Source organism: Micromonospora sp. II (assembly GCF_001709195.1).
Classification (GTDB): domain Bacteria; phylum Actinomycetota; class Actinomycetes; order Mycobacteriales; family Micromonosporaceae; genus Micromonospora; species Micromonospora chalcea.
Window position 1 is genome coordinate 117,059 of the sequence record NZ_LYXF01000078.1, and the last position, 20,920, is coordinate 137,978.

At 72.9% G+C, this 20,920-nt stretch carries 16 protein-coding genes; 8 read left to right on the forward strand and 8 right to left on the reverse strand.

Going from position 1 to position 20,920, the window contains the following annotated elements; translation table 11 throughout:
- The first annotated feature begins 17 nt into the window (after positions 1–17).
- Genes A8711_RS28980 through A8711_RS28990 form a run of 3 tightly spaced genes read left to right on the forward strand, consistent with a single transcriptional unit; the run spans position 18 to position 3,573 of the window.
- Positions 18–1,148 carry a DegT/DnrJ/EryC1/StrS aminotransferase family protein gene (locus A8711_RS28980; RefSeq protein WP_069089938.1) on the forward strand — a complete coding sequence of 377 codons (1,131 nt, stop codon included), beginning with the start codon at positions 18–20 and terminating at the stop codon, positions 1,146–1,148.
- A complete protein-coding gene (locus A8711_RS28985) occupies positions 1,145–2,353 on the forward strand; it encodes a glycosyltransferase family 4 protein (protein ID WP_069089939.1) in 1,209 nt (402 codons plus the stop codon). Before A8711_RS28980 ends, A8711_RS28985 begins: the two co-directional genes overlap by 4 nt.
- Positions 2,353–3,573 (forward strand): glycosyltransferase, encoded by a 1,221-nt coding sequence (locus A8711_RS28990; RefSeq protein WP_069089940.1) that lies wholly within the window; start codon positions 2,353–2,355, stop codon positions 3,571–3,573. Before A8711_RS28985 ends, A8711_RS28990 begins: the two co-directional genes overlap by 1 nt.
- Before the next feature lie 40 nt (positions 3,574–3,613).
- On the opposite strand, the gene A8711_RS28995 is transcribed toward A8711_RS28990, so the two are convergent.
- From A8711_RS28995 to A8711_RS29020, 6 genes are read right to left on the reverse strand one after another with little or no spacing between them, the layout of a single operon-like run.
- Positions 3,614–4,960, reverse strand: a complete 1,347-nt coding sequence (locus tag A8711_RS28995; RefSeq protein ID WP_069089941.1) for a glycosyltransferase — start codon at positions 4,958–4,960, stop codon at positions 3,614–3,616.
- Between the two features lie 54 nt (positions 4,961–5,014).
- Positions 5,015–6,337 carry an oligosaccharide flippase family protein gene (locus A8711_RS29000; protein ID WP_083297124.1) on the reverse strand — a complete coding sequence of 441 codons (1,323 nt, stop codon included), beginning with the start codon at positions 6,335–6,337 and terminating at the stop codon, positions 5,015–5,017.
- On the reverse strand, positions 6,334–7,614 hold the full coding sequence (locus tag A8711_RS29005) for an O-antigen ligase (protein ID WP_069089943.1): 1,281 nt from the start codon (positions 7,612–7,614) through the stop codon (positions 6,334–6,336). The genes A8711_RS29000 and A8711_RS29005 overlap by 4 nt, the downstream gene beginning before the upstream one ends.
- Before the next feature lie 38 nt (positions 7,615–7,652).
- Positions 7,653–8,660 carry an SDR family NAD(P)-dependent oxidoreductase gene (locus A8711_RS29010; protein WP_069089944.1) on the reverse strand — a complete coding sequence of 336 codons (1,008 nt, stop codon included), beginning with the start codon at positions 8,658–8,660 and terminating at the stop codon, positions 7,653–7,655.
- A 49-nt stretch (positions 8,661–8,709) separates the two neighbouring features.
- Complete coding sequence (locus A8711_RS29015; RefSeq protein WP_083297125.1) at positions 8,710–9,606, reverse strand: NAD(P)-dependent oxidoreductase; 897 nt, start codon at positions 9,604–9,606, stop codon at positions 8,710–8,712.
- Positions 9,603–10,331, reverse strand: a complete 729-nt coding sequence (locus tag A8711_RS29020) for a sugar phosphate nucleotidyltransferase (RefSeq protein ID WP_069089945.1) — start codon at positions 10,329–10,331, stop codon at positions 9,603–9,605. Before A8711_RS29020 ends, A8711_RS29015 begins: the two co-directional genes overlap by 4 nt.
- Before the next feature lie 148 nt (positions 10,332–10,479).
- Here A8711_RS29020 and A8711_RS29025 point away from each other — a divergent pair, with 148 nt between their 5' ends.
- Positions 10,480–11,409 (forward strand): NAD(+)/NADH kinase, encoded by a 930-nt coding sequence (locus tag A8711_RS29025; protein ID WP_043325094.1) that lies wholly within the window; start codon positions 10,480–10,482, stop codon positions 11,407–11,409.
- A gap of 3 nt (positions 11,410–11,412) precedes the next feature.
- On the opposite strand, the gene pgm is transcribed toward A8711_RS29025, so the two are convergent.
- Entirely contained in the window at positions 11,413–13,056 is a 1,644-nt protein-coding gene (gene pgm / locus A8711_RS29030; protein WP_069089946.1) for a phosphoglucomutase (alpha-D-glucose-1,6-bisphosphate-dependent), read from the reverse strand.
- Positions 13,057–13,089: 33 nt separating this feature from the next.
- Positions 13,090–14,322: a glucose-1-phosphate adenylyltransferase gene (gene glgC, locus A8711_RS29035; RefSeq protein ID WP_043325096.1), complete on the reverse strand. Its 1,233-nt coding sequence runs from the start codon at positions 14,320–14,322 to the stop codon at positions 13,090–13,092.
- Positions 14,323–14,416: 94 nt separating this feature from the next.
- Between glgC and glgA the strand changes: the two genes are divergently transcribed.
- The 4 genes from glgA to glgB all read left to right on the forward strand — a co-directional run bounded on the left by glgA (position 14,417) and on the right by glgB (position 20,918).
- Positions 14,417–15,610 carry a glycogen synthase gene (gene glgA, locus A8711_RS29040; protein WP_069089947.1) on the forward strand — a complete coding sequence of 398 codons (1,194 nt, stop codon included), beginning with the start codon at positions 14,417–14,419 and terminating at the stop codon, positions 15,608–15,610.
- A gap of 89 nt (positions 15,611–15,699) precedes the next feature.
- Positions 15,700–16,428 carry a class I SAM-dependent methyltransferase gene (locus A8711_RS29045; protein ID WP_064447488.1) on the forward strand — a complete coding sequence of 243 codons (729 nt, stop codon included), beginning with the start codon at positions 15,700–15,702 and terminating at the stop codon, positions 16,426–16,428.
- A 297-nt stretch (positions 16,429–16,725) separates the two neighbouring features.
- Positions 16,726–18,822 carry an alpha-1,4-glucan--maltose-1-phosphate maltosyltransferase gene (locus A8711_RS29050; protein WP_069089948.1) on the forward strand — a complete coding sequence of 699 codons (2,097 nt, stop codon included), beginning with the start codon at positions 16,726–16,728 and terminating at the stop codon, positions 18,820–18,822.
- Entirely contained in the window at positions 18,810–20,918 is a 2,109-nt protein-coding gene (gene glgB / locus A8711_RS29055; RefSeq protein ID WP_069089949.1) for a 1,4-alpha-glucan branching protein GlgB, read from the forward strand. Before A8711_RS29050 ends, glgB begins: the two co-directional genes overlap by 13 nt.
- Positions 20,919–20,920: the final 2 nt, after the last annotated feature.

The following is a 20,920-nucleotide window of genomic DNA, read 5'->3' on the forward strand; positions in this document are numbered from 1 at the left end:
GCGGGGACGGAGGCTCGATGACCGGCCGGATCTACCTTTCCCCGCCCGATGTCGGGCCCCTGGAGGAGTCCTACGTGCTCCGCGCGATCCGCTCCGGTTGGGTCGCGCCGCTCGGCCCCGAGGTGGAGGCGTTCGAGCGGGAGGTCGCGGACCGCGTCGGGACGGCCGGCGCGCTGGCTCTGAACTCCGGCACGTCCGCGCTGCACCTCGCCCTGCTCGCCCTGGGGGCCGGGCCGGGAAGCGTGGTGGTGGCGCCGACGATGACGTTCGCGGCCACCGCCAACGCCGCGGTCTACACCGGTGCCGAGCCCGTCTTCGTCGACTGCGACCCGGCGACCGGAAACATGGACGTGGCAGCGCTCGCCGAGATGCTCGGCGTGCTGCGCCGGTCCGGCGAGAAGGTCGCCGCGGTATTGATCGCGGACATGTTCGGCACCTGCGCCGACTACGACGCGTTGCTGCCGGTGTGCGAGGCGGCGGGCGTGCCGGTGGTCGAGGACGCCGCGCAGGCGCTCGGCGCGACCTACCGCGGGCGTCCGGCCGCCTCCTTCGGGCGGCTCAGCGCGCTGTCGTTCAACGGCAACAAGATCATCACAACGTCCGGTGGGGGCATGCTGCTCTCCGACGACGAGGCGTTGCTGGCCCGCTGCCGGCACCTGGCCACCCAGGCGCGCGAGCCCGTCCCGCACTACGAGCACGTCGACGTGGGTTACAACTACCGGCTCAGCAACCTGCTCGCCGCCCTCGGCCGCGCCCAGCTGCACCGGCTGGACGGGATGATGCGCCGGCGCCGCCTGGTGCGCGAACGGTACGCCAAGCTGTTCTCCGGCGTGCCCGGGGTCCGCCTGCTCGGGGACGGGGACGAAGGCTCGAACTGCTGGCTGACCAGCATCGTGGTCGACCCCGAACGGACCGGGTGGGCGGCGGCGGAACTCGGGGCCCACCTGGCCGCGCGGGACATCGAGACCCGGCACGTGTGGAAGCCGATGCACCGGCAGCCGGTTTTCGCCGGGTGCCGATCGGTCGTGACGGGCGCCTCGGACCGCCTGTTCGCCCAGGGCCTCACGCTACCCAGCGGCTCCGTCCTGGACGACGGCCGCCTGGCGCGGGTCATCGGCGCCGTCGAGCAGTTCCTGGACGCCCGGTGACGGCCGGCGCGGGCACGCGCCCGCTGCGGATCGCCGTCCTGCTCAAGACCGACCAGGGTGGACTCTGGATCGTCCCGCAGGTGGAGGAACTCCGCCGCCGCGGGCACGAGGTCGTGGCGATCCTGCCGCGCGAGACCGGGCGGCTCACGGGGGAGCTGCGGCAGCGAGGTGTCGAGGTGCACGACTCGCCGTTCGACTTCCGCTTCCGGCCGCGCCCGTCGACGCTGCGGGACCTGTGGCGGCTGCGCCGCCTGATCGGCCGGATCCGCCCGGACGTCCTGAAGTACCACCTGTACGCGTCAGCGCTCGCCGCCCGCTTCGCGAGCCTACGCATGCCGCTGCGGCGGGTGCACATGGTGGCCGGGCCGCTGTACCTGGAGTCTCCGCTGATCAAGCTGGTCGAGCGGGCGTTGTGGCGGCTCGACCACGTCACCATCTGCGGCACCGGCCACACCTCCGGCCTCTACGGCGCGCTCGGATGTCCCGCGCCCCGGCGCCCGGTCGTCACCTACGGCGCCCGGACCGCGCACTTCGCCGATCTGGAGGGCTCGACCGGCCGGCGGGAGGTACGGGCGAAGGCGCGCGCCGAACTCGGCATCGAGGAGGACGCGTTCGTCGTCATCATGGTCGCCTACGTCTATCCACCCCGGAAGCTGGTCCACCAGGGCCGCGGCATCAAGGGACACGACGTGCTGCTGGCGGCGTGGCGCGAGTTCCGCGCCGCCCACCCGGACGCCCGGCTGCTCCTGGTGGGCGCCGGTTTCTCGGCGGCCGGCGAGGCGCATCGCCGCGAGTTGATCGGGCGTTTCGGGGTCGATCGCGATCCGAGCGTGACGTGGTTGACGTCGGTGTCGGACGTCCGGGCCTGCTACCGCGCCGCCGACGTGAGCGTCAGTCCCTCGCTGTCCGAGGGACACGGCGCCACCTGTGAGGCGGGAGCCACCGGGGTGCCCAGCATCGTCAGCGACGCAGGCGGTCTGCCCGAGACGGTCGACGAGACGACCGGCTGGGTGGTGCCGCGCAACGACGTGGCCGCGCTGGTCGCCGGACTGGAGCAGGCCCACCGGGAGTTCACCGACGGACGGCTCCGCCTGCGCGGTGAGCGGGCCCAGCAGTTCGCCCTGCGGCACTTCGACAACCAGGTGGCGGCCGCCGACGTCGCCGACGTGGTGGAGGCCGTCTGCCGCACCGGTGGGAGATCCTGATGCGGGTCGTGGTGACGTCCGAGTCGCGCTTCACCCGGACTCCCGACGGCGCGGTGTGGGTCGAGGCCGGGCCGGACAACTCGATCTGGCGACGCTACCTGGTCGCCTTCGACCGGGTGCGCGTCGCCGCCCGGGTCCGGGACGTCGACCGACGGCCGGAGGCCGCGGCCCGGGTCGACGGGGACGGCGTCGAGGTGTGGGCGTTGCCGTACTACGTCGGGCCCCGGGGTTACCTGCTCGGGCGGCGGGCGATCGCCGCGGCGGTGAGCGCCGCTGCGGAACCAGCGGACGCCGTGGTGCTCCGGGTACCGTCACCGATCGGCTCACTGCTGGCCCGGGCGCGTAGCCGGGCGCGGCTCCCGTACGCGCTCGAAGTGATCGGCGATCCGTACGACGTGCTCGCCCCGGGAGTCGTCCGGCATCCGCTGCGGCCGCTGCTGCGCACGCTGTCCACCCGGACGCTGCGCGGGCAGTGCCGCGAGGCCGCCGCGGTGGCGTACGAGACGGAACGGCGCCTGCAACGCCGGTATCCCACGTTGCCGACCACGCCCACGGCCGGCATCTCCAGCGTCGACCTGCCGCCGGCGGCGTTCGTGCCGCGGGCCCGGCCGGTCCGGCGGCTCCCGGACGAGGCGACAGTGGTTTCCGTCGGCTCGCTCGAACAGCTCTACAAGGGGATCGACACGCTCGTCTCCGCGTTGGCGCTGATGCCCGCCGACGGTCCCCGGGCTCGGCTCGTGCATGTCGGCGTGGGCGCCTACCGCCCCCACCTGGAGCGGTTGGCCGACCGGTCGGGAGTGGCCGACCGGGTGAGGTTCACCGGTCCGCTGCCCGACGCCGACGCGGTCCGCCGCCAACTGGACGCGGCCGACCTGTTCGTGATGCCGTCCCGCACCGAGGGCCTGCCCCGGGCGCTCATCGAGGCGATGGCCCGGGCGCTCCCGGCGATCGGTTCGACCGCCGGGGGCATCCCGGAGTTGCTCGATCCGGAGTGCCTGGTTCCACCCGACGACCCGGCCGCTCTGGCCGGCGCCGTCACCGCGATGCTGGCCGACCCGCGTCGGCTCGCGGACGCCTCGGCCCGCAACCTGCGCCGGGCCCGCGACTTCTCCGCCGAGACGCTGGACGCCCGCCGGGCGTCGTTCTACCGGACCGTCGCCGAGACCGCCGCCGGCCGGGTGGGCGGGCGGGTACCGGCCCCGCTTCCGTCCCGGCGCTGACGTCCGGTGCCCCGCGCCTGATGATGCGGGGCGCCGGACGTCAGCGGACGGGACGACGAGCAGGCTCGCCCGGTCCGGCGGCGTCCCGGAGGATGTCGAGGTAGCGGCCGAGCTGATCCTCCCGGAACAGTCCGTCCAGCGCGGTGGCCGGCACGGCCGGTACCCGCCCGGTCCGCTCCTTCACGGCCAGCCACTCCCGCAACTGGGACGCGATCGCGGCCGGTTCGTTCGCCACGACGCCCGCGCCGCGTTCGCGCAGCAGGCGTGCGGCCACGCCGTTCTCGTAACCGAGCAGCAGGACGGGGCGGCGGGCCTGGAGATAGTCGAAGATCTTGCCGGTCATCGTGCCGGCGTCCCGCGGATCGTTCCACATGAGCAGGACCAGCGCGTCCGCGTCGGCCTGGATCCGCCACGACTTCTCCGGCGAGACCGGGCCGAGCAGCGTGACGGAGTCGGCCACGCCGGCCCGCTCCGCGGCGGCGCGGGTGATGCCGTGGTCCTCCCCCGCGAAGATCACATGCACCCGAGCGGCGTCCGCGCCGAGCAGGGCGATCGCGTCGACGAGCGGGCCCGGGTCACGCCTGCCCGGATAGATGTAACCGGTGTGTGCGAGCGTCAGAGTGGCCGCCGACGCATCGACGCCGGCGGGAGTCGCGGCGGACTCCGCCGGCACCGGCCGACGGTCGATGCCGTTCATCACCACATGCGTCCGCACCCCGAACGTGTGGTGGATCGTGTCGGCCAGCGGCTCCGAGACCGTCACGCACGCCGCGACCGTCCGCAGCACTCGCCGCTCCAGCCTCTTGTCGACCGCTCGGCGTAGCGCTGTCCGGACCCAGTGGTCGTTGCCGACCGACCACAGATCCCGGTAGTCCGCGACCCAGGGCGCCCGGAACCGCCGGGCGAGCGTCGCGGCCACCACGAACCCGGAGAAGGGCGGGCCGGAGGCCAGGATGACGTCCGGGCGCCAGCCCGCGGCGGCCCGGTCGAAGGTGCGCGCCGGTGGACGGATCCAGTTGAGCTGCGGGTCCGGCAGCAACAGCTCCATGCCGACCTTCACCAGGAGGCGATCGGCGCCGGCGCGGATCCGCCGGAGCCGGGATGGCGACGCTGTTCCGCCGCCGGTCACCGCGCCGCCCCCGCCTCGGCCGGGCCGTGGCAGCCGTGGTGACGGCGCGACCCGGATCAGGTGCTCCTCGGGCACCGGGACGGGAACCGTGCCCTGGTTCGCCCCGACCGCTGTCAGTACCCGGACGTCCCACCCCTGTCGTGCCGCGAACGCCGCGAGGGCCGCGGGACGACGGGCGCCGACGGTCTCCGCCGGTGGGAAGTGGTACGAGACGATCAGCAGGCGCGGTGCCGGCTCCGGATGCAGGTCGTTCGTCATGCAGGGATAAACGATTTCTTCCCGGACAAGAAATGACGAAAGGCGTCGAACGCCTCACCCCTGCGACACGAGTTGCGGCGCGGGGCGGGGACGACCGCGGTCCCGGCCGGCCGCCGTCACGACCCGCAGCGACATCAGCCACCCGACGCCGTACGCCAGCGCGCCGGACACCCCGAACGCCCACACCGCGGTCAGCGGTGACCCGCCGACCAGAGCCACCACGGACACGGCTCCCGCCACCAGCGCGACGCGGCCCGCGTCCCAGGCGAGCTGAAGACCCTGTCGTTCGAACACGACAAGCGTCTGCGACAGCGGAGAGACCACGAGTTGCGCCGCCATGAAGACGGCCAGGGCCTGGGCATAGGCGCCGCTGCTGTGCCACTGCGCGCCGAAGACCAGGCTGAAGGCCGCGGGCGCGCCGACCACCACGAGGAGCGCGCCGGGACCGGCGACCAGCGCCAGCCTCCGGCTGGCGCGCAGAAACGCGCGCCGGCCGCTCCGGGGCTGCTCCCTGGCGATCCGGGCGATCTCCCCCAGGTAGACCTGGGCCACCGCGGACGCCACGAGCGCGGCGGGCATGGCGAGCACCCGCTGGGTCAGTCCCAGCCAGCCGGCCACCGCCGAGCCGTACCAGTAGGCGATGAGCAGCACCGGCAACTGCGTGCCGAGGACGTTGAGCAGACCGGACGGGGCCAGGAGGAACGGGAACCGCCGGTACCGGCGTGCGACCGCCAGCAGGCGTGGCGGCCGCCGGCCGGCCCGGGCGGTCGCGCCGCGCCGACGGGCGTCCCGGAGCAGGACCGCGGCGGCCGCGACCTGACCGAACCCGAAGCCGAGCGCCAGGCCACCGGGGCGAAGTCCCGCCACTCCGGCCACGATCTGGGTGACCACCACCGCCACGGACTGGAAGAGGTTGCGCCGGCCGATCGCGCCGTAACGACGGTGCCGCACCGCGAACTGGTTCAGCACGAGGACGACACCCATCGCGGCGGCGGAGGGCGGCACCACCCAGAGCCAGCGGGCCAGTTCGGGCTGACCGAACCAGAGCGCCGCCCGGTCCCCCGCCAGCAGGACGACCGCCGATGCCAGGATCGCCGTGCCGGCGGCCGCGACGAGGCCGAGCCGCACCAGCGCGCGTGCGTCCTCCTCCCGCTCGGGAAGCGGAACGGCCATCTCGAACCGGAGCGCGGCCACCGTGCCCACTGTGAGCACGAGCGCGGCGACCACGGCGAGCACGCCGAAGTCAGCCGGGCGGTAGAGCCTCGCGAGCAACGGGACCGCGGCCAGCGCCAGCAGTTGACCGCCGGCCGACCCGGCGGCGATGCCGAGCACTCCGCGCCGCCCGCTCGACATGGCGAGCCGCGCCCGCCACCTCACCCAGCGACCCCCGGGCGGTCGACCGGCCGCGTCCGCCCGGCGCGAGCCCGTACCCCGGCGGGCAGTGTCGCCCCGGCCAGCACGAGCACGCCGAGGGCCAACGCGGCGAAGAGCGGACGACCGGCGTTCACGTCCCCGGACGTCGACACCGCCACCACGTTGAAGGCCAGCACGGCCAGGACGAACCCAGCCACCGGATCACGCCTGGTCGCGCGCCAGAGCCCCGCCGCGACGACCACGGTGGCCAGGATGAAGGCCCCGCCCACCAGCCAGCCCGCCTCGGCCGGCAGTTCCAGCCACAGGTTGTGCGGATAGTTGTGCACGAGCATGCCGGAGTAGTCGCCCCAGTTGCCGTAGCCGACGCCGCCCGGATTCTCGGCGATCATCGGCACGCTGACCTCCCGCATCTCCGCTCGGGCGGTGCCGAACATCTCATCGCTCGGATCGACCAGGAGCGCGTACACCCGGGGCGGCAGCAGCGACGGCAGGGCGATGACGGCGAGCACCAGGCCGCCCATCAGGCCCAGACCTACCCACTCACGCCGGCCCCGCCGGATCTTCAGGCGGAACCCGGCCAGCACCAGGACGAAGAGGGCCACCACAGTGGCCAGCAGCGGTCCCCGGGAGCCGGTCGCCAGAAGACCGAGGCCGAGCAGCACCGCCAGGCCCGCCGCCCACCACGCCGCCACCCGTTTGCGCAGATAGAGCCAGGTGAGAGCGACGAGCGCACCGCCGATTGCCCGGGCCAGCCAGATCGGGTTGGAGCCGAAGCCGTCGGCCCGGCCGTCCTGCGGATCACCGTTGAGCGTGGCGATCGCGAGCACCACCCCCGACAGGACGAAGACGGCGGCGAACATCTCGACGTCACGCCGCCCGCGCAGCACCGCCACCGCCGCCGTGGCGAACACGGTCAGCGTCATGAGCAGCAGGAACTTCTGCCGGCCGTAGTCCGTCTCCGGCGGGTGCAGGATTCCCGGCAAGGCGAGGACGCCGAAGACCACGAGGGTCCAGAAGATCACTGTCCGGGACCGCGAGGCCGGACGGAGCAGCTCGTGCAGGAGCAACGGGACCGCGAGCACCACCGCGGCGATCAGGAACCCGCGGCCGACCATGCGCGGGAACTGGTCGAAGTTGAGCACCAGCACCACGGCGGTGGCGCGCAGCACCGTCGAGACGACACCACCCGTGCGCCGTACCGGTGTCTCCGGTCCGGCGGGCCCACCGGGGCCGCGGACCGTGCCGATCGCCGACGACCGGCGGCTGTCCTGCATCACCATCACGTTCGAGCCTCCTGCGGCACCGAGCTTGGAACCCGTCACACCGCCCGGTCGGAGCGGTAACGCGCGAGATTGGCCGGATCGAGGAACCACTCGACTGTCGCCTTCAGCCCCTCGTCGATGCTCGTGACGGGCTGCCACCCGGTCCGCGACCGGAGCAGGCCGGCGTCGCCGAGTAGGCGTTCCACCTCGGACTCCGCCGGGCGGAGCCGGGACTCGGTGACCACCACCTCCGGCTGGGCGCCGAACATCGCGGCGATCTTGCGGACCAGGTCGCCGACCGAGGTCTCCCGGCCCGTCGCGGCCTGGAACACGCCGCCCACCACAGCGTCGTCGGGTGCCGTGCCGACGGCCTGGAACGCGGCCACGGTGTCCGTCACGTAGAGGAGGTCCCGGGTGGTACGCAGCGCGCCCAGCCGGATCACCCCGTCCTCCTTCGCCAGCTGGCTGATGATGGTGGGGATGACCGCCCGGGTGGACTGCCGGGGGCCGTACGTGTTGAACGGCCGCAGCGTGACCACCGGCAGGCCGAAACTGAGGTGGTAGCTCTCGGCCAGCTTGTCCGCGCCGATCTTGGAGGCGGAGTACGGCGACTGCCCGCGCAACCGGTGCTGCTCGGTCATCGGGACCGTGGTGGCCGTCCCGTACACCTCGCTCGTGGAGGTGACCACGACCCGGCCGACACCGGCCGTCCGCGCGCTCTCCAGCACGTTGAGCGTGCCGGTGATGTTGGTGTCCACGTAGGACTGCGGCGCGAGATACGAGTACGGGATGCCACCCAGCGCGGCCAGGTGATAGACGGTGGAGGCGCCGTCGACAAGCCGCTGCACCATCCCCCGGTCGCGGATGTCCCCCGCGACGACCTCGACGCCGGCCAACTGGTCCGGGCCGAAGGTGTCCAGCCAGCCGTGCGATCCGGCGCCGTTGTAGCGCACGAGGGCGCGTACCGGGTGGCCCGCGGCGACGAGGGCCTCCACCAGGTGGGAGCCGATGAAGCCACCGGCTCCGGTCACCACCACCGGCCCGTCGGACGACTGTGCGGTCATGATTCGCTCCTCCTCTTCACCGGTCCGGCCGTACCGGTACCGGGTCGGCTCAACGAGCCGGCGCAGCCGCCGGAGCCGCCTGGCTCCACAGCGCGCCGACCGAGTCGTACAGGTCGTGTTCGGGCGTCCACCCCAGGACCGAGGCGGCCCGGCCGACGTCGGCGCGCATCCAGCCCACGTCGGCGGAGCGGGGGGACGGCGCATGGTCCTCCCGGACGCGGACCGGCCGGCCGGCCGCCGTGACCAGCAGGTGGACGGCGTCGCGCACGGGCACCGCCCGGCCGCTCGCCACGTTGAGGACACGGGCTCGCGGCGCCGTGACGGTCACCGCCCGCCCGACCGCGGCGGCCACGTCCCGCACGTCCACGAAGTCCCGGTACGCGTCCAGCGGGCCGGTGCGCAGGTCCTCGCCGGGCGCGAGGCGCGACAGCAGCGCCGCCACCCGGCCGAGCAGCGTCGTGCGGGGCATGCCGGGACCGACGGGGTTGAACACCCGGAGCACTACCGCGTCCACCCGGCCGGCTGCGGCCGACAGCTCCGTGAGGCGGGTCGCCGCGGCCTGACTCACGCCGTAGGCACTGACCGGCGCCGCTGGCAGGTCCTCGGCGGCCGCAGCGCCGAACGGAACGGGACCGTACTCGGCGGCGGAGCCGAGGCGGACCAGGCGGGCGCGGGGCGCGGCGACGGCGACGGCGTCGACCAGCTTGGCGGTCACCAGCGTGTTGGCCCGGACGAGGTCCTCGGCGGTGCCGCTCACCGCGCCGGCACAGTTGACCACCGCATCCGGCCGGACCGTGTCGAGCAGCGCACGCAGCGTCTCCGGCGCCGCGGTGACCAGGTCGCACTCGTCGCGCGACGGGCACGTGAGGTCCGCCGTGGCGGCCAGCTCCCGTCGTACGTGCGCGCCGATGAAGCCGGAGGCGCCGAAGAGGAGTACGCGCATCATGCCCCGGCCGGGGTGCCGGCGGGCAGGAGCAGGTCCCGGACCTCGGCGAAGCACCGGTTGGCCTCGTCGTAGTCCTCGGGGCGGCCGATGTCCAGCCAGTAGCCGTCGAACTCGTAGCCGGCCGGTGGTTCGCCCCGCCCCAGCAGGTCGAGCACCAACTGGTCGAACCCGAACGGCTGCCCGACCGGGTAGCGGGCGATGGTGCTGCGGGAGAGTCCGTAGACGCCCATGCTCACCCGGTAGTGCAGGACCGGCTTCTCGGAGAAAGATGTGATCTTGTCGCCGGCCAGTTCAAGAACCCCGAAGTCGATCTTGACGGTACGCCGGTAGGTGGCCACCGTCAGCGGCGCGCCCGACCGCGCGTGGGTGGCCAGGAGGTCGGCGTAGTCGAGGTCGGTGAGCACGTCGCCGTTCATCACCAGGAAGTGCTCGGGCAGCCGGTGCCGGATGCCGAAGAGCGGGCCGATGGTCGACAGCGGCCGGTCCTCCTCGACGTAGTCGACGGCCAGGCCGAACCGGGAGCCGTCGCCGACGAAGGCCCGGATCAACGCGCCCAGGTGGTTGATCGCCAGGGTGACGTGGGTGAAGCCGCGATCGGCGAGCTGCCGCAGGACGATCTCGAGGATCGCGTAGCTCTCGCCGATGGGCACGAGCGGCTTGGGCAGGGTGGAGGTGTAGGGACGCAGCCGTACTCCCGCGCCGCCCGCCATGATCACGACATGCATCGACTCTCCACTCGTTCCCCCGCCCTACCTCGCTTCCAACGAACCGGACCCACCCGGGGGTACGGAAATCACCTGTTCGGGGGCGTTTCCCCGGCTTCGCGCCCGCGGGTGGGCCCGCCGCCGCGCGCCGCTGTGATGAGCTGTACCGGTGGCGGGAGATGTGCTGGGGCTGGTGCTGCACCCCACCCGGGACGTCTCCGAGGTGGTGCGGATCATCGTGGACTGGGCGGCCCGGCACCGGATCACCCTCGCCGTACGCGCCGAGGACCGTACGCGCGTGCCGGCCGCGGTGGAGGCGGTCGCCGCAGACGAGCTGGCCGACCGCTGCGCCGCGCTGATCAGCATCGGCGGCGACGGCACCATGCTGGGCGCGCTGCGGATGGCCGTACGCGACCCGAAGCCGGTGCTCGGCGTCCACCTGGGCCGGGTCGGCTTCCTGGTCGAGGTGGAGCCGCCGGACCTGCCCCGGGCGCTGGAGCGGCTGGTGGAGCACGACTTCACCGTCGAGTCGCACGCCTGCCTGGCCTGCGACGTCTGCGGCGACGACGTGGTGGCGTTCAACGACATCGCCCTGGTCCGGCAGCCCGGCGCCGGGTTCGTCACGGCCACGCTGGCGGTGGACGGCCAGCGGTACGGCTACTACCGCTGCGACGCGTTGGTGGTGAGCACGCCGACCGGCTCGACCGCGTACAGCTACGCCGCCGGCGGCCCGTTGATCTCACCGGCCACGGAGGCAATGGTGGTGACGCCGTCGGCGCCGATGGCCGGGATCTCCCGCTCGGTGCTGCTCTCCGCGCACGAGACGGTGCACCTGGAGCTGCGCGCGGACTCGGCGCCGGTGGCGGTGGAGATGGACGGGCTGCTGATCCGGCAGGCGGCGACCGAGGGCTCGGTGCACATCCGGTACGTCAAGGACGCCGGCCGGGTGGTCCGCCTCGACCCGCGCCGCTACCAGGAGCGCAACCAGCTCAAGTTGAGCCTGCTGGACCTGCCGCTGCTGCCGGACCAGCTGCGCGAGCTGTTGCCGGACGGGTTGCGGGAGCAGCTCAACCGCCGGGAGCTGCCCCCGCCCCGGTGACCGTCAGGACGCCCCGAGCACCCCGTCGACGAGCGCCTTGGCCTCCTCCTGGATCCGGGCCAGGTGCTCCGGGCCCTGGAACGACTCGGCGTAGATCTTGTAGACGTCCTCGGTGCCGGACGGGCGGGCGGCGAACCAGCCCGACTCGGTGGTCACCTTGAGGCCGCCGATCGCGGCGCCGTTGCCGGGTGCGGTGGTGAGGATCGCGGTGATCGGCTCACCGGCCAGCTCGGTGGCGGTGACCTGCTCCGGCGACAGCTTGGCCAGGACCGCCTTCTCCTCGCGCCCGGCCGGGGCGTCGATGCGGGCGTACGCGGGCGCGCCGAAGCGGTCGGCCAGCTCGGCCCAGTGCTCGCTGGGCGTACGCCCGGTGGTGGCGATGATCTCGGCGGCGAGCAGGCAGAGCAGGATGCCGTCCTTGTCGGTGGTCCAGGTGCCGCCGTCGCGGCGCAGGAACGACGCGCCGGCGCTCTCCTCGCCGCCGAAGCCGACGGCGCCGTCGAGCAGGCCGGGCACGAACCACTTGAACCCGACCGGGACCTCCAGCAGCGGGCGGCCGAGGTCGGCCGCGACCCGGTCGATCATCGAGGAGGAGACGAGCGTCTTGCCCACCGCCGCGGCCGGGCCCCACTGCTCCCGGGTACGGAACAGGTGGCCGATCGCGACGGCCAGGTAGTGGTTGGGGTTCATCAGGCCGCCGTCGGGCGTGACGATGCCGTGCCGGTCGGCGTCGGCGTCGTTGCCGGTGGAGACCGCGTAGTCGTCCCGGGCGGCGATCAGCGAGGCCATCGCGTTCGGTGACGAGCAGTCCATCCGGATCTTGCCGTCGCCGTCGAGCGTCATGAACCGCCACGTCGGGTCCACCAGCGGGTTGATCACCGTCAGGTCGAGGCGGTGCCGGTCGGCGATCTCCCCCCAGTACGCCACGCTCGCCCCGCCCATCGGGTCCGCGCCGATGCGCACCCCGGCGTCGCGGATCGCGTCGATGTCCAGCGCGGCGGGCAGGTCGTCGACGTACCGGGCGAGGAAGTCGTACCCCCCGGTGGTGTCGGCGGCGCGCGCCCGCGCGTACGGGATGCGTCTCACCTCCTTGAGCCCGGCGGCGAGGATCGCGTTCGCGCGGTCCTGGATCCACTTCGTGGCGTCGGTGTCGGCGGGCCCGCCGTGCGTGGGGTTGTACTTGAACCCGCCGTCGGACGGCGGGTTGTGCGACGGGGTGATCACGATGCCGTCGGCGAGGCCGCTGGTGCGGCCCCGGTTGTGGGTGAGGATGGCGTGCGAGACGGCGGGCGTCGGGGTGTAGCCGTCGCGGCTGTCGCGCAGCACGGTGACGCCGTTGGCGGCGAGCACCTCCAGCGCGTCGGCCTCGGCCGGCGCGGAGAGCGCGTGGGTGTCCCGGCCGAGGAACAGCGGCCCGTCGAGGCCCTGCTCGCGCCGGTAGTCGCAGAGCGCCTGGGTGACGGCGAGGATGTGGTCGGAGTTGAACGCGTGGCGCAGGCTGGACCCGCGGTGCCCGGAGGTGCCGAACGAGACCTGCTGCGCCGGGTCGTCCGGATCCGGGTGCTCGGCGTAGTAGGCGGTGACCAGCCGGGGCACGTCGACCAGATCGTCGGGCTGCGCGGGCTGGCCGGCACGGGGGTGGGCCACTGCGGGATCCTCCTCGGGTTGCGGTGGTGCTGCTCAGGGCTCGACGCGCTGGCCCTTGCCGATCACGACGATGCCGTTGTCGGACACGGTGTAGCGCTGGCGGTCCTTCTCCAGGTCGACGCCGATCTCGGCGCCCTCCGGGACGTGGACGTTCTTGTCCAGGATCGCGCGCCGGACGACCGCGTGGCGGCCGATCTGGACACCCTCCATCAGCACGGCGCCGTCGACGTGCGCCCACGAGTGGACCTTCACCTTCGGCGACACGATCGAGTTCTCCACCAGCGAGCCGGAGATCACCGAGCCGGGCGACACCATCGAGCTGACCGCGCGGCCGACCCGCTCGCCCCAGGCGTGCACGAACTTGGCCGGCGGGTACGGCGGCTGCTCGGTGTAGATCGGCCACTCGAAGTTGTAGAGGTTGAACACCGGGTGCACGTTGATCAGATCCATGTGCGCGTCGTAGAACGAGTCGAGCGTCCCCACGTCCCGCCAGTAGCCGCGGTCCCGGTCGGTGCTGCCCGGCACCTCGTTGTCCTTGAAGTCGTAGACGTTCGCCTCGCCGCGCTCGACCAGCATCGGGATGATGCTGCCGCCCATGTCGTGCTTGCTGGTCTTGTCCGCCGCGTCGCGCTCGACCGCCTCGCACAGCGCCTTCGTGGTGAACACGTAGTTGCCCATCGAGGCGTAGATCTGGTCCGGCGCGTCGGGCAGCCCCACCGCGTCGGTGGGCTTCTCCCGGAACGCGCGGATGCGCTTGCCGTCCTCGCCGACCTCGATCACGCCGAACTGGTCGGCCATCGACAGCGGCTGCCGGATGCCGGCCACCGTCACCCCGGCGCCGGAGGCGATGTGGTCGTCGACCATCTGCCGGGGGTCCATCCGATAGATGTGGTCGGCACCGAAGACGATCACGTAGTCGGGCTGCTCGTCGTTGATCAGGTTGAAGCTCTGGTAGATCGCGTCGGCCGAGCCGGCGAACCACCACGGGCCGCGGCGCTGCTGCGCCGGCACCGGCGTGACGTAGTTGCCGAGCAGCGTCGACATCCGCCAGGTCTTGGTGATGTGCCGGTCCAGCGAGTGCGACTTGTACTGGGTCAGCACGACGATCTTGAGGAAGCCGGCGTTCGCCAGGTTGGACAGGACGAAGTCGACCATGCGGTACATCCCGCCGAAGGGGACGGCGGGCTTCGCCCGGTCGGTCGTCAGGGGCATCAGGCGCTTGCCCTCCCCGCCGGCCAGGACGATCGCGAGCACCTTGGCAGCCATGCTCAGACGCTAACGACCCGGAACCGACTTCACCACTCGGACGCCCACACTTGCGCACCGCGTGCGACACGCCGCTCTGCACTAGGGTGCGGGCATGGCACCGATGCGCGTCGACCTGCTCACCCGCGAGTACCCGCCGGAGGTGTACGGCGGCGCCGGCGTGCACGTGGAATACCTCGCCCGCGAGCTGCGCCGGCTCGCCGACGTGCGGGTGCACTGCTTCGGCGCGCCGCGCGACGAGCCCGGCGTCACCGCGTACGCCGAGCCGGCCGCGTTGGCCGGCGCGAACGCCGCGCTGCGGGTCATGGGCGTCGACCTGGAGATGGCCGCCGGCACGGCCGGCACCGACGTGGTGCACAGCCACACCTGGTACGCGAACCTGGCCGGGCACACCGCGAAGCTGCTGCACGGGGTGCCGCACGTGGTCACCGCGCACAGTCTGGAGCCGCTGCGCCCGTGGAAGGCCGAGCAGCTCGGCGGCGGGTACGCGCTCTCCTCCTGGTGCGAGCGGACCGCGTTCGAGGCCGCCGACGCGATCATCGCGGTGAGCGCGGGGATGCGCCGCGACGTGCTCACCGCGTATCCGGCGGTGAACCCGGACCGGGTCCGCGTGGTCTACAACGGCATCGACACCGCGCAGTACGCGCCGGACCGGAACACCGACGTGCTCGACCGGCTCGGCATCGACCCGTCCCGGCCCAGCGTGGTCTACGTCGGGCGGATCACCAAGCAGAAGGGCCTGCCGTACCTGCTGCGCGCCGCCCGCGAGCTGCCCGCCGACGTCCAGCTGGTGCTGCTGGCCGGCGCACCTGACACGCCGGAGATCGGCGCGGAGGTCGAGGAGCTGGCCGCCGAGCTGCGCGCGAAGCGGTCGGGGGTCGTCTGGGTGGCGGAGATGCTGCCCAAGCACGAGGTGATCCAGGTGCTCACCCACGCCACGATCTTCGTCTGCCCGTCCGTGTACGAGCCGATGGGCATCGTCAACCTGGAGGCGATGGCCTGCGAGACGGCGGTGGTGGCGACCGCCACGGGCGGCATCCCGGAGGTGGTGGCAGACGGCGAGACCGGGCTGCTGGTGCCGATCGAGCAGGCCGGCGACGGCTCCGGCACGCCGCTGGACCCGGAGCGTTTCGTGGCCGACCTGGCCGCGCGCATGAACGAGCTGCTGGCCGACCCGGAGCGGATCGCCGCGTTCGGCGCGGCGGGGCGGCGGCGGGCCGTGGAGCACTTCTCCTGGGACGCGATCGCCCGCCAGACGCTCGAGGTCTACCGCTCGGTGGGCGGGTAAGGAAGGGCACCTTCTTAACGCCTCCGGTAGAGGAAGGGCCCCTTCTCAACAGCCCGCCCCTCGCGGTCGGCGGCGGATACAGTCCCCGGATGCCGGATGCGATCTTCGCCCATCCTCGGCTCGCGCCGGTCTACGACGCGTTCGACGGCGACCGGGACGACCTGGACGCGTACCTCGCGATCGCCGACGAGCTGGACGCGCGCGTGGTGCTCGACCTCGGCTGCGGCACCGGGAACCTGGTCCTGCTGCTCGCCCGGCACGGCCGTACCGTCGTGGGGGTCGACCCGGCCAGGGCGTCCCTCGCCGTCGCCCGGTCGAAGGACCGCGAAGGCCGCGTGCGCTGGGTGCACGGCGACGCCACGACGCTGCCACCGCTGCGCGCCGACCTGGCCGTGATGACCGGCAACGTGGCGCAGGTGTTCTGCGCCGACGACGACTGGGCGCGCACCCTGCGGGGCGTCCACGCGGCGCTGCGGCCCGGCGGGCATCTCGTGTTCGAGACGCGGCGTCCCGAGCGCCGCGCGTGGGAGGAGTGGGCGGCGGACACCGCGCCGGTGACCCGGGACGTGCCGGGCGTCGGGCCGGTGGAACGACGTCTCGAGGTCACCGCTGTGGACCTGCCGTTCGTGTCCTTCCGGTTCACGTACCGGTTCCCGGCCGACGGCGCCGTCGTCACGTCGGACTCGACGCTGCGGTTCCGCGACCGGGACGAGGTCGAGGCGAGCCTGGCGGCCGCCGGCTACCGGGTGCTCGACGTGCGGGACGCGCCCGACCGCGCCGGCCGGGAGTTCGTCTTCGTCGCCCAGCGGTCGACCTGAACGTCGCCGTCGGCGGGCCAGAGCGCCCGCAGCCCGCCGACCCTGTGCCCGAGGCGCGGAAAGAGGCCGTTCGTGGCACGGGGCCGGCCGCCGGAAGTCCGCCACCCGTTCGGTGGAACGCCATGGGTGCCTCAGCGCCCTTTTGACACCCATAGCGTTCCACTCACCGCAGCCCACGCTCGTTCGGTGGAACGGCACGGGTGCCTCACCGGCACGAACTCGACGCCCTCGTGAGCGGGTTGAGGGCTCAGGTGAAGTCGCCGAGCGCGAGAGGATCTCGCGCAGTAGGTTGAGCGGGTGACTGGACGGTTCCCGATCGAAGACGTCTCCCCCGTCGTCTCCTGCGGTCGCTACCCGGCCAAGGCGGTGGTCGGCGAGGTCGTGCCGGTGTCGGCGCGGGCCTACCGCGAGGGCCACGACGCGCTCGGGTGCAACGTGGTCTGGCTCGGCCCGGACGGCGCGGCCCGCCCGTTCACCCGGATGCGCCCGGGCGAACCCGGCCAGGACCGCTGGCACGCCACCATCCGCCCGGATGCGGTGGGCCTGTGGCGCTTCGCCGTGGAGGCGTTCCAAGATCCGTACTTAACCTGGCAGAACGCGGTCACCAAGAAGCTCGCCGCCGGCCAGGGCGCGGCCGAGCTGGCGAACGACCTGGCCGAGGGCGTACGCGTGCTGACCGCCGCGCTGGAGCTGGTGCCGAAGGCCGACCGGGATCGCGTACGCGAAGCCGCGCGGGCCCTGGCCGACGACGAGCGGGACCTGCCGCGGCGGGTGAGCGCGGCGCTGGACCTGGCCGGCCTGCTCTGGGAGCACCCGGTCCGTGAGCTGGTCACCACCGGCGAGGAGCGCACGCTCTGGGTGGACCGGCCGCGGGCGCTCTTCTCCGCCTGGTACGAGTTCTTCCCCCGCTCCGAGGGCGCGGTCCCGGCCACCGTCGACGCGCCCGCCCGTTCCGGCACGTTCGCCACCGCCATGGAGCGGCTGCCGGGTGTCGCGGCGATGGGTTTCGACGTGCTCTACCTGCCGCCGATCCACCCGATCGGCCGGGTCAACCGCAAGGGCCGCAACAACGCGCTCACCGCCGGGCCGGACGACGTGGGCTCGCCGTGGGCCATCGGCGCGGCCGAGGGCGGCCACGACGCCATCCACCCCGACCTGGGTACGCCTGAAGACTTCCGCGACTTCGTCGCTGCCGCCGCCGAGCAGGGTCTCGAGGTGGCGATGGACCTGGCGTTGCAGTGCGCGCCGGACCACCCGTGGGTCACCGAGCACCCGGAGTGGTTCACCACCCGCGCCGACGGCAGCATCGCGTACGCGGAGAACCCGCCGAAGAAGTACCAGGACATCTATCCGCTGAACTTCGACAACGACCCCGAGGGCATCCGGGCCGAGGTGCTGCGGGTGGTGCTGCACTGGGTCGGCGAGGGCATCCGGATCTTCCGGGTGGACAACCCGCACACCAAGCCGTTCGACTTCTGGCACTGGCTGATCGCCGAGGTCAAGAAGGTCGACCCGGACGTGCTGTTCCTGGCCGAGGCGTTCACCCGGCCGGCGATCATGCACGGGCTCGGCAAGATCGGTTTCACCCAGTCGTACACCTATTTCACCTGGCGCACGACGGCGGCCGAGATGCGGGAGTACTGCGAGGAGCTGGTCGCCTCGGTCGACTGGATGCGGCCGAACTTCTGGCCGAACACGCCGGACATCCTGCACTCGTCGTTGCAGCACGGCGGCCCGCCGATGTTCAAGATCCGGGCGGTGCTGGCCGCGCTGCTCTCCCCCTCGTGGGGCATGTACGCCGGGTTCGAGCTGTTCGAGCATGTGGCCCGTCCGGGCGCCGAGGAGTACCTGGACAACGAGAAGTACGAGCTGCGGCCCCGGGACTGGGACGCCGCGCTGGCGCAGGGCCGGTCGCTGGCGCCGTTCATCACCACGCTGAACCGGGTACGCCGGGACAACCCCGCCCTGCACCAGCTGCGCAACCTGCGGTTCCACGACATCGACAACCCGGCGCTGCTGTGCTGGTCGAAGCACGACCTCCAGACCGGCAACACGGTGATCGTGGTCTGCTCGTTCGACTCCCGCGAGGTGCAGTGGGGCAACACCACGCTCGACATGCCGGCGCTCGGGCTGGACTGGCACGAGCGGTTCACCGTGCGCGACGAGCTGACCGGCGCCGAGTACGACTGGGGGCAGCGCAACGCGGTACGCCTCGACCCGTACCTGCAACCGGCGCACGTGCTCACCGTGCGCCGCCCGGCCGCACCGGCCCCCGCCGAACCGGAGCAGCCGGCCGCACCAGACCTGACAGTCGAAGACGTACCCGCCGACCTCTCCGGCGGCACCGCCCCGACCGCACCGGCCGACAAGGACGACGCCCGATGGACCAGCTGATCACCGGCGAGGTACACGACCCGCACGCCGTGCTCGGCGCGCACCCGGCCGGCGGGAGCACCACGATCCGGACGCTGCGCCGGGGCGCCGGCGAGGTGACGCTGCTCGTCGCCGGCGAGGCGCACCCGATGAAGCGGGTGCACGACGCCGGTGTCTTCGAGGCGGTGCTCCCCGGCGAGGTGCTCGACTACCGGGTCGAGGTGGACGGCACGACGCACGACGACCCGTACCGTTATCCGCCCACGCTCGGCGACCTCGACCTGCACCTGATCGGCGAGGGCCGGCACGAGCGGCTCTGGGCGGCGCTCGGCGCCCGGGTCTTCGACGAGGGCGTCGCGTTCACCGTCTGGGCCCCCAACGCCCGCGCGGTGCGGCTGATCGGCGACGTGACCGGCTGGGCGCCGGACGACGGCTGGCCGATGCGGTCGCTCGGGTCCAGCGGCGTGTGGGAGATCTTCGTGCCCGGCCTGCCGGTGGGCAGCCGCTACAAGTACCGCATCCTCGGCGCCGACGGCAGGTGGCGGGACAAGGCCGACCCGATGGCCGCGCGCACCGAGGTGCCGCCGGCCACCGCGTCGGTGGTGCACGAGTCACGGTACGAGTGGGGCGACGCGGACTGGCTCGCGCGCCGGTCCCGGCAGGCGCCGCACCAGGAGCCGATGAGCGTGTACGAGGTGCACCTGGGCTCGTGGCGGCCCGGCCTCGGCTACCGGGAGCTGGCCGAGCAGCTCACCGCGTACGTGCTGGAGATGGGCTTCACCCACGTGGAGTTCCTGCCGGTGATGGAGCACCCGTTCGGCGGCTCGTGGGGCTACCAGGTCACCGGCTACTACGCGCCCACCGCCCGGTTCGGCGACCCGGACGACTTCCGGTATCTGGTGGACCGGCTGCACGCCGCCGGCATCGGCGTGCTCCTGGACTGGGTGCCGGCGCACTTCCCCAAGGACGAGTGGGCGCTCGCGCGCTTCGACGGCACCCCGCTGTACGAGCACCCCGACCCGCGTCGCGGCGAGCACCCCGACTGGGGCACGTACGTCTTCGACTTCGGCCGCAACGAGGTCCGCAACTTCCTGGTCGCCAACGCGCTGTACTGGCTGGACGAGTTCCACATCGACGGGCTGCGCGTGGACGCGGTGGCCTCGATGCTCTACCTGGACTACTCCCGCTCCGACGGGCAGTGGGCGCCGAACGTGCACGGCGGCCGGGAGAACCTGGAGGCGATCGCGTTCCTCCAGGAGGTCAACGCCACCGTCTACCGGCACCACCCGGGCGTGCTGATGATCGCCGAGGAGTCCACCGCCTGGCCCGGCGTCACGAAGCCCACCTCCGAGGGCGGGCTCGGTTTCGGGTTCAAGTGGAACATGGGCTGGATGCACGACACCCTGCTCTACACCTCCAAGGACCCGATCTACCGGCAGCACCACCACCATCAGCTCACGTTCTCGCTGGCGTACGCGTGGAGCGAGAACTACGTGCTGCCGATCAGCCACGACGAGGTGGTGCACGGCAAGGGGTCACTGGCCGGCAAGATGCCCGGCGACACCTGGCAGCGGCTGGCCACCGTACGGGCGCTGCTGGCGTACATGTGGGCGCACCCGGGCAAGCAGTTGCTCTTCATGGGCTGCGAGCTGGCCGACGACAGGGAGTGGAGCGAGGAGCGCGGCCTCGACTGGTACCTCACCCACGATCCGGCCCGCGCGGGCGTGCAGCGGCTCGTCGCCGACCTGAACCGGGTCTACCGGGACAGCCCGGCGCTCTGGGCGCAGGACACCGACCCGRCCGGTTTCCGCTGGATCGCCGGGGACGACGTGGCCAACAACGCGGTGTCGTTCATCCGGATCGCGCCGGACGGGCAGACGCTGGTGTGCGTGGCGAACTTCTCCGCGCTGCCGCTGGAGGACTACCGGATCGGCCTGCCGGCGGCCGGTACGTGGGCCGAGGCGCTGAACACCGACGCCCACCACTACGGCGGTTCCGGCGTGGGCAACCTGGGCGAGGTGCACGCGGAGAACATCCCCTGGCACGGCCTGCCCGCGTCGGTCTCCCTGCGGGTCCCGCCGCTGGGCGTTCTCTGGCTCCTACCCGCAACTGCCTGAGT

Bases quoted from the DNA above. Each gene is read 5' to 3' on its own strand.
- A8711_RS28980 (WP_069089938.1), top strand. From the start codon at position 18: ATGACCGGCCGGATCTACCTTTCCCCGCCCGATGTCGGGCCCCTGGAG.
- A8711_RS28990 (WP_069089940.1), top strand. From the start codon at position 2,353: ATGCGGGTCGTGGTGACGTCCGAGTCGCGCTTCACCCGGACTCCCGAC.
- A8711_RS28995 (WP_069089941.1), bottom strand. From the start codon at position 4,960: ATGACGAACGACCTGCATCCGGAGCCGGCACCGCGCCTGCTGATCGTC.
- A8711_RS29005 (WP_069089943.1), bottom strand. From the start codon at position 7,614: ATGGTGATGCAGGACAGCCGCCGGTCGTCGGCGATCGGCACGGTCCGC.
- A8711_RS29010 (WP_069089944.1), bottom strand. From the start codon at position 8,660: ATGACCGCACAGTCGTCCGACGGGCCGGTGGTGGTGACCGGAGCCGGT.
- A8711_RS29015 (WP_083297125.1), bottom strand. From the start codon at position 9,606: ATGATGCGCGTACTCCTCTTCGGCGCCTCCGGCTTCATCGGCGCGCAC.
- A8711_RS29020 (WP_069089945.1), bottom strand. From the start codon at position 10,331: ATGCATGTCGTGATCATGGCGGGCGGCGCGGGAGTACGGCTGCGTCCC.
- glgC (WP_043325096.1), bottom strand. From the start codon at position 14,322: ATGGCTGCCAAGGTGCTCGCGATCGTCCTGGCCGGCGGGGAGGGCAAG.
- glgA (WP_069089947.1), top strand. From the start codon at position 14,417: ATGGCACCGATGCGCGTCGACCTGCTCACCCGCGAGTACCCGCCGGAG.
- A8711_RS29045 (WP_064447488.1), top strand. From the start codon at position 15,700: ATGCCGGATGCGATCTTCGCCCATCCTCGGCTCGCGCCGGTCTACGAC.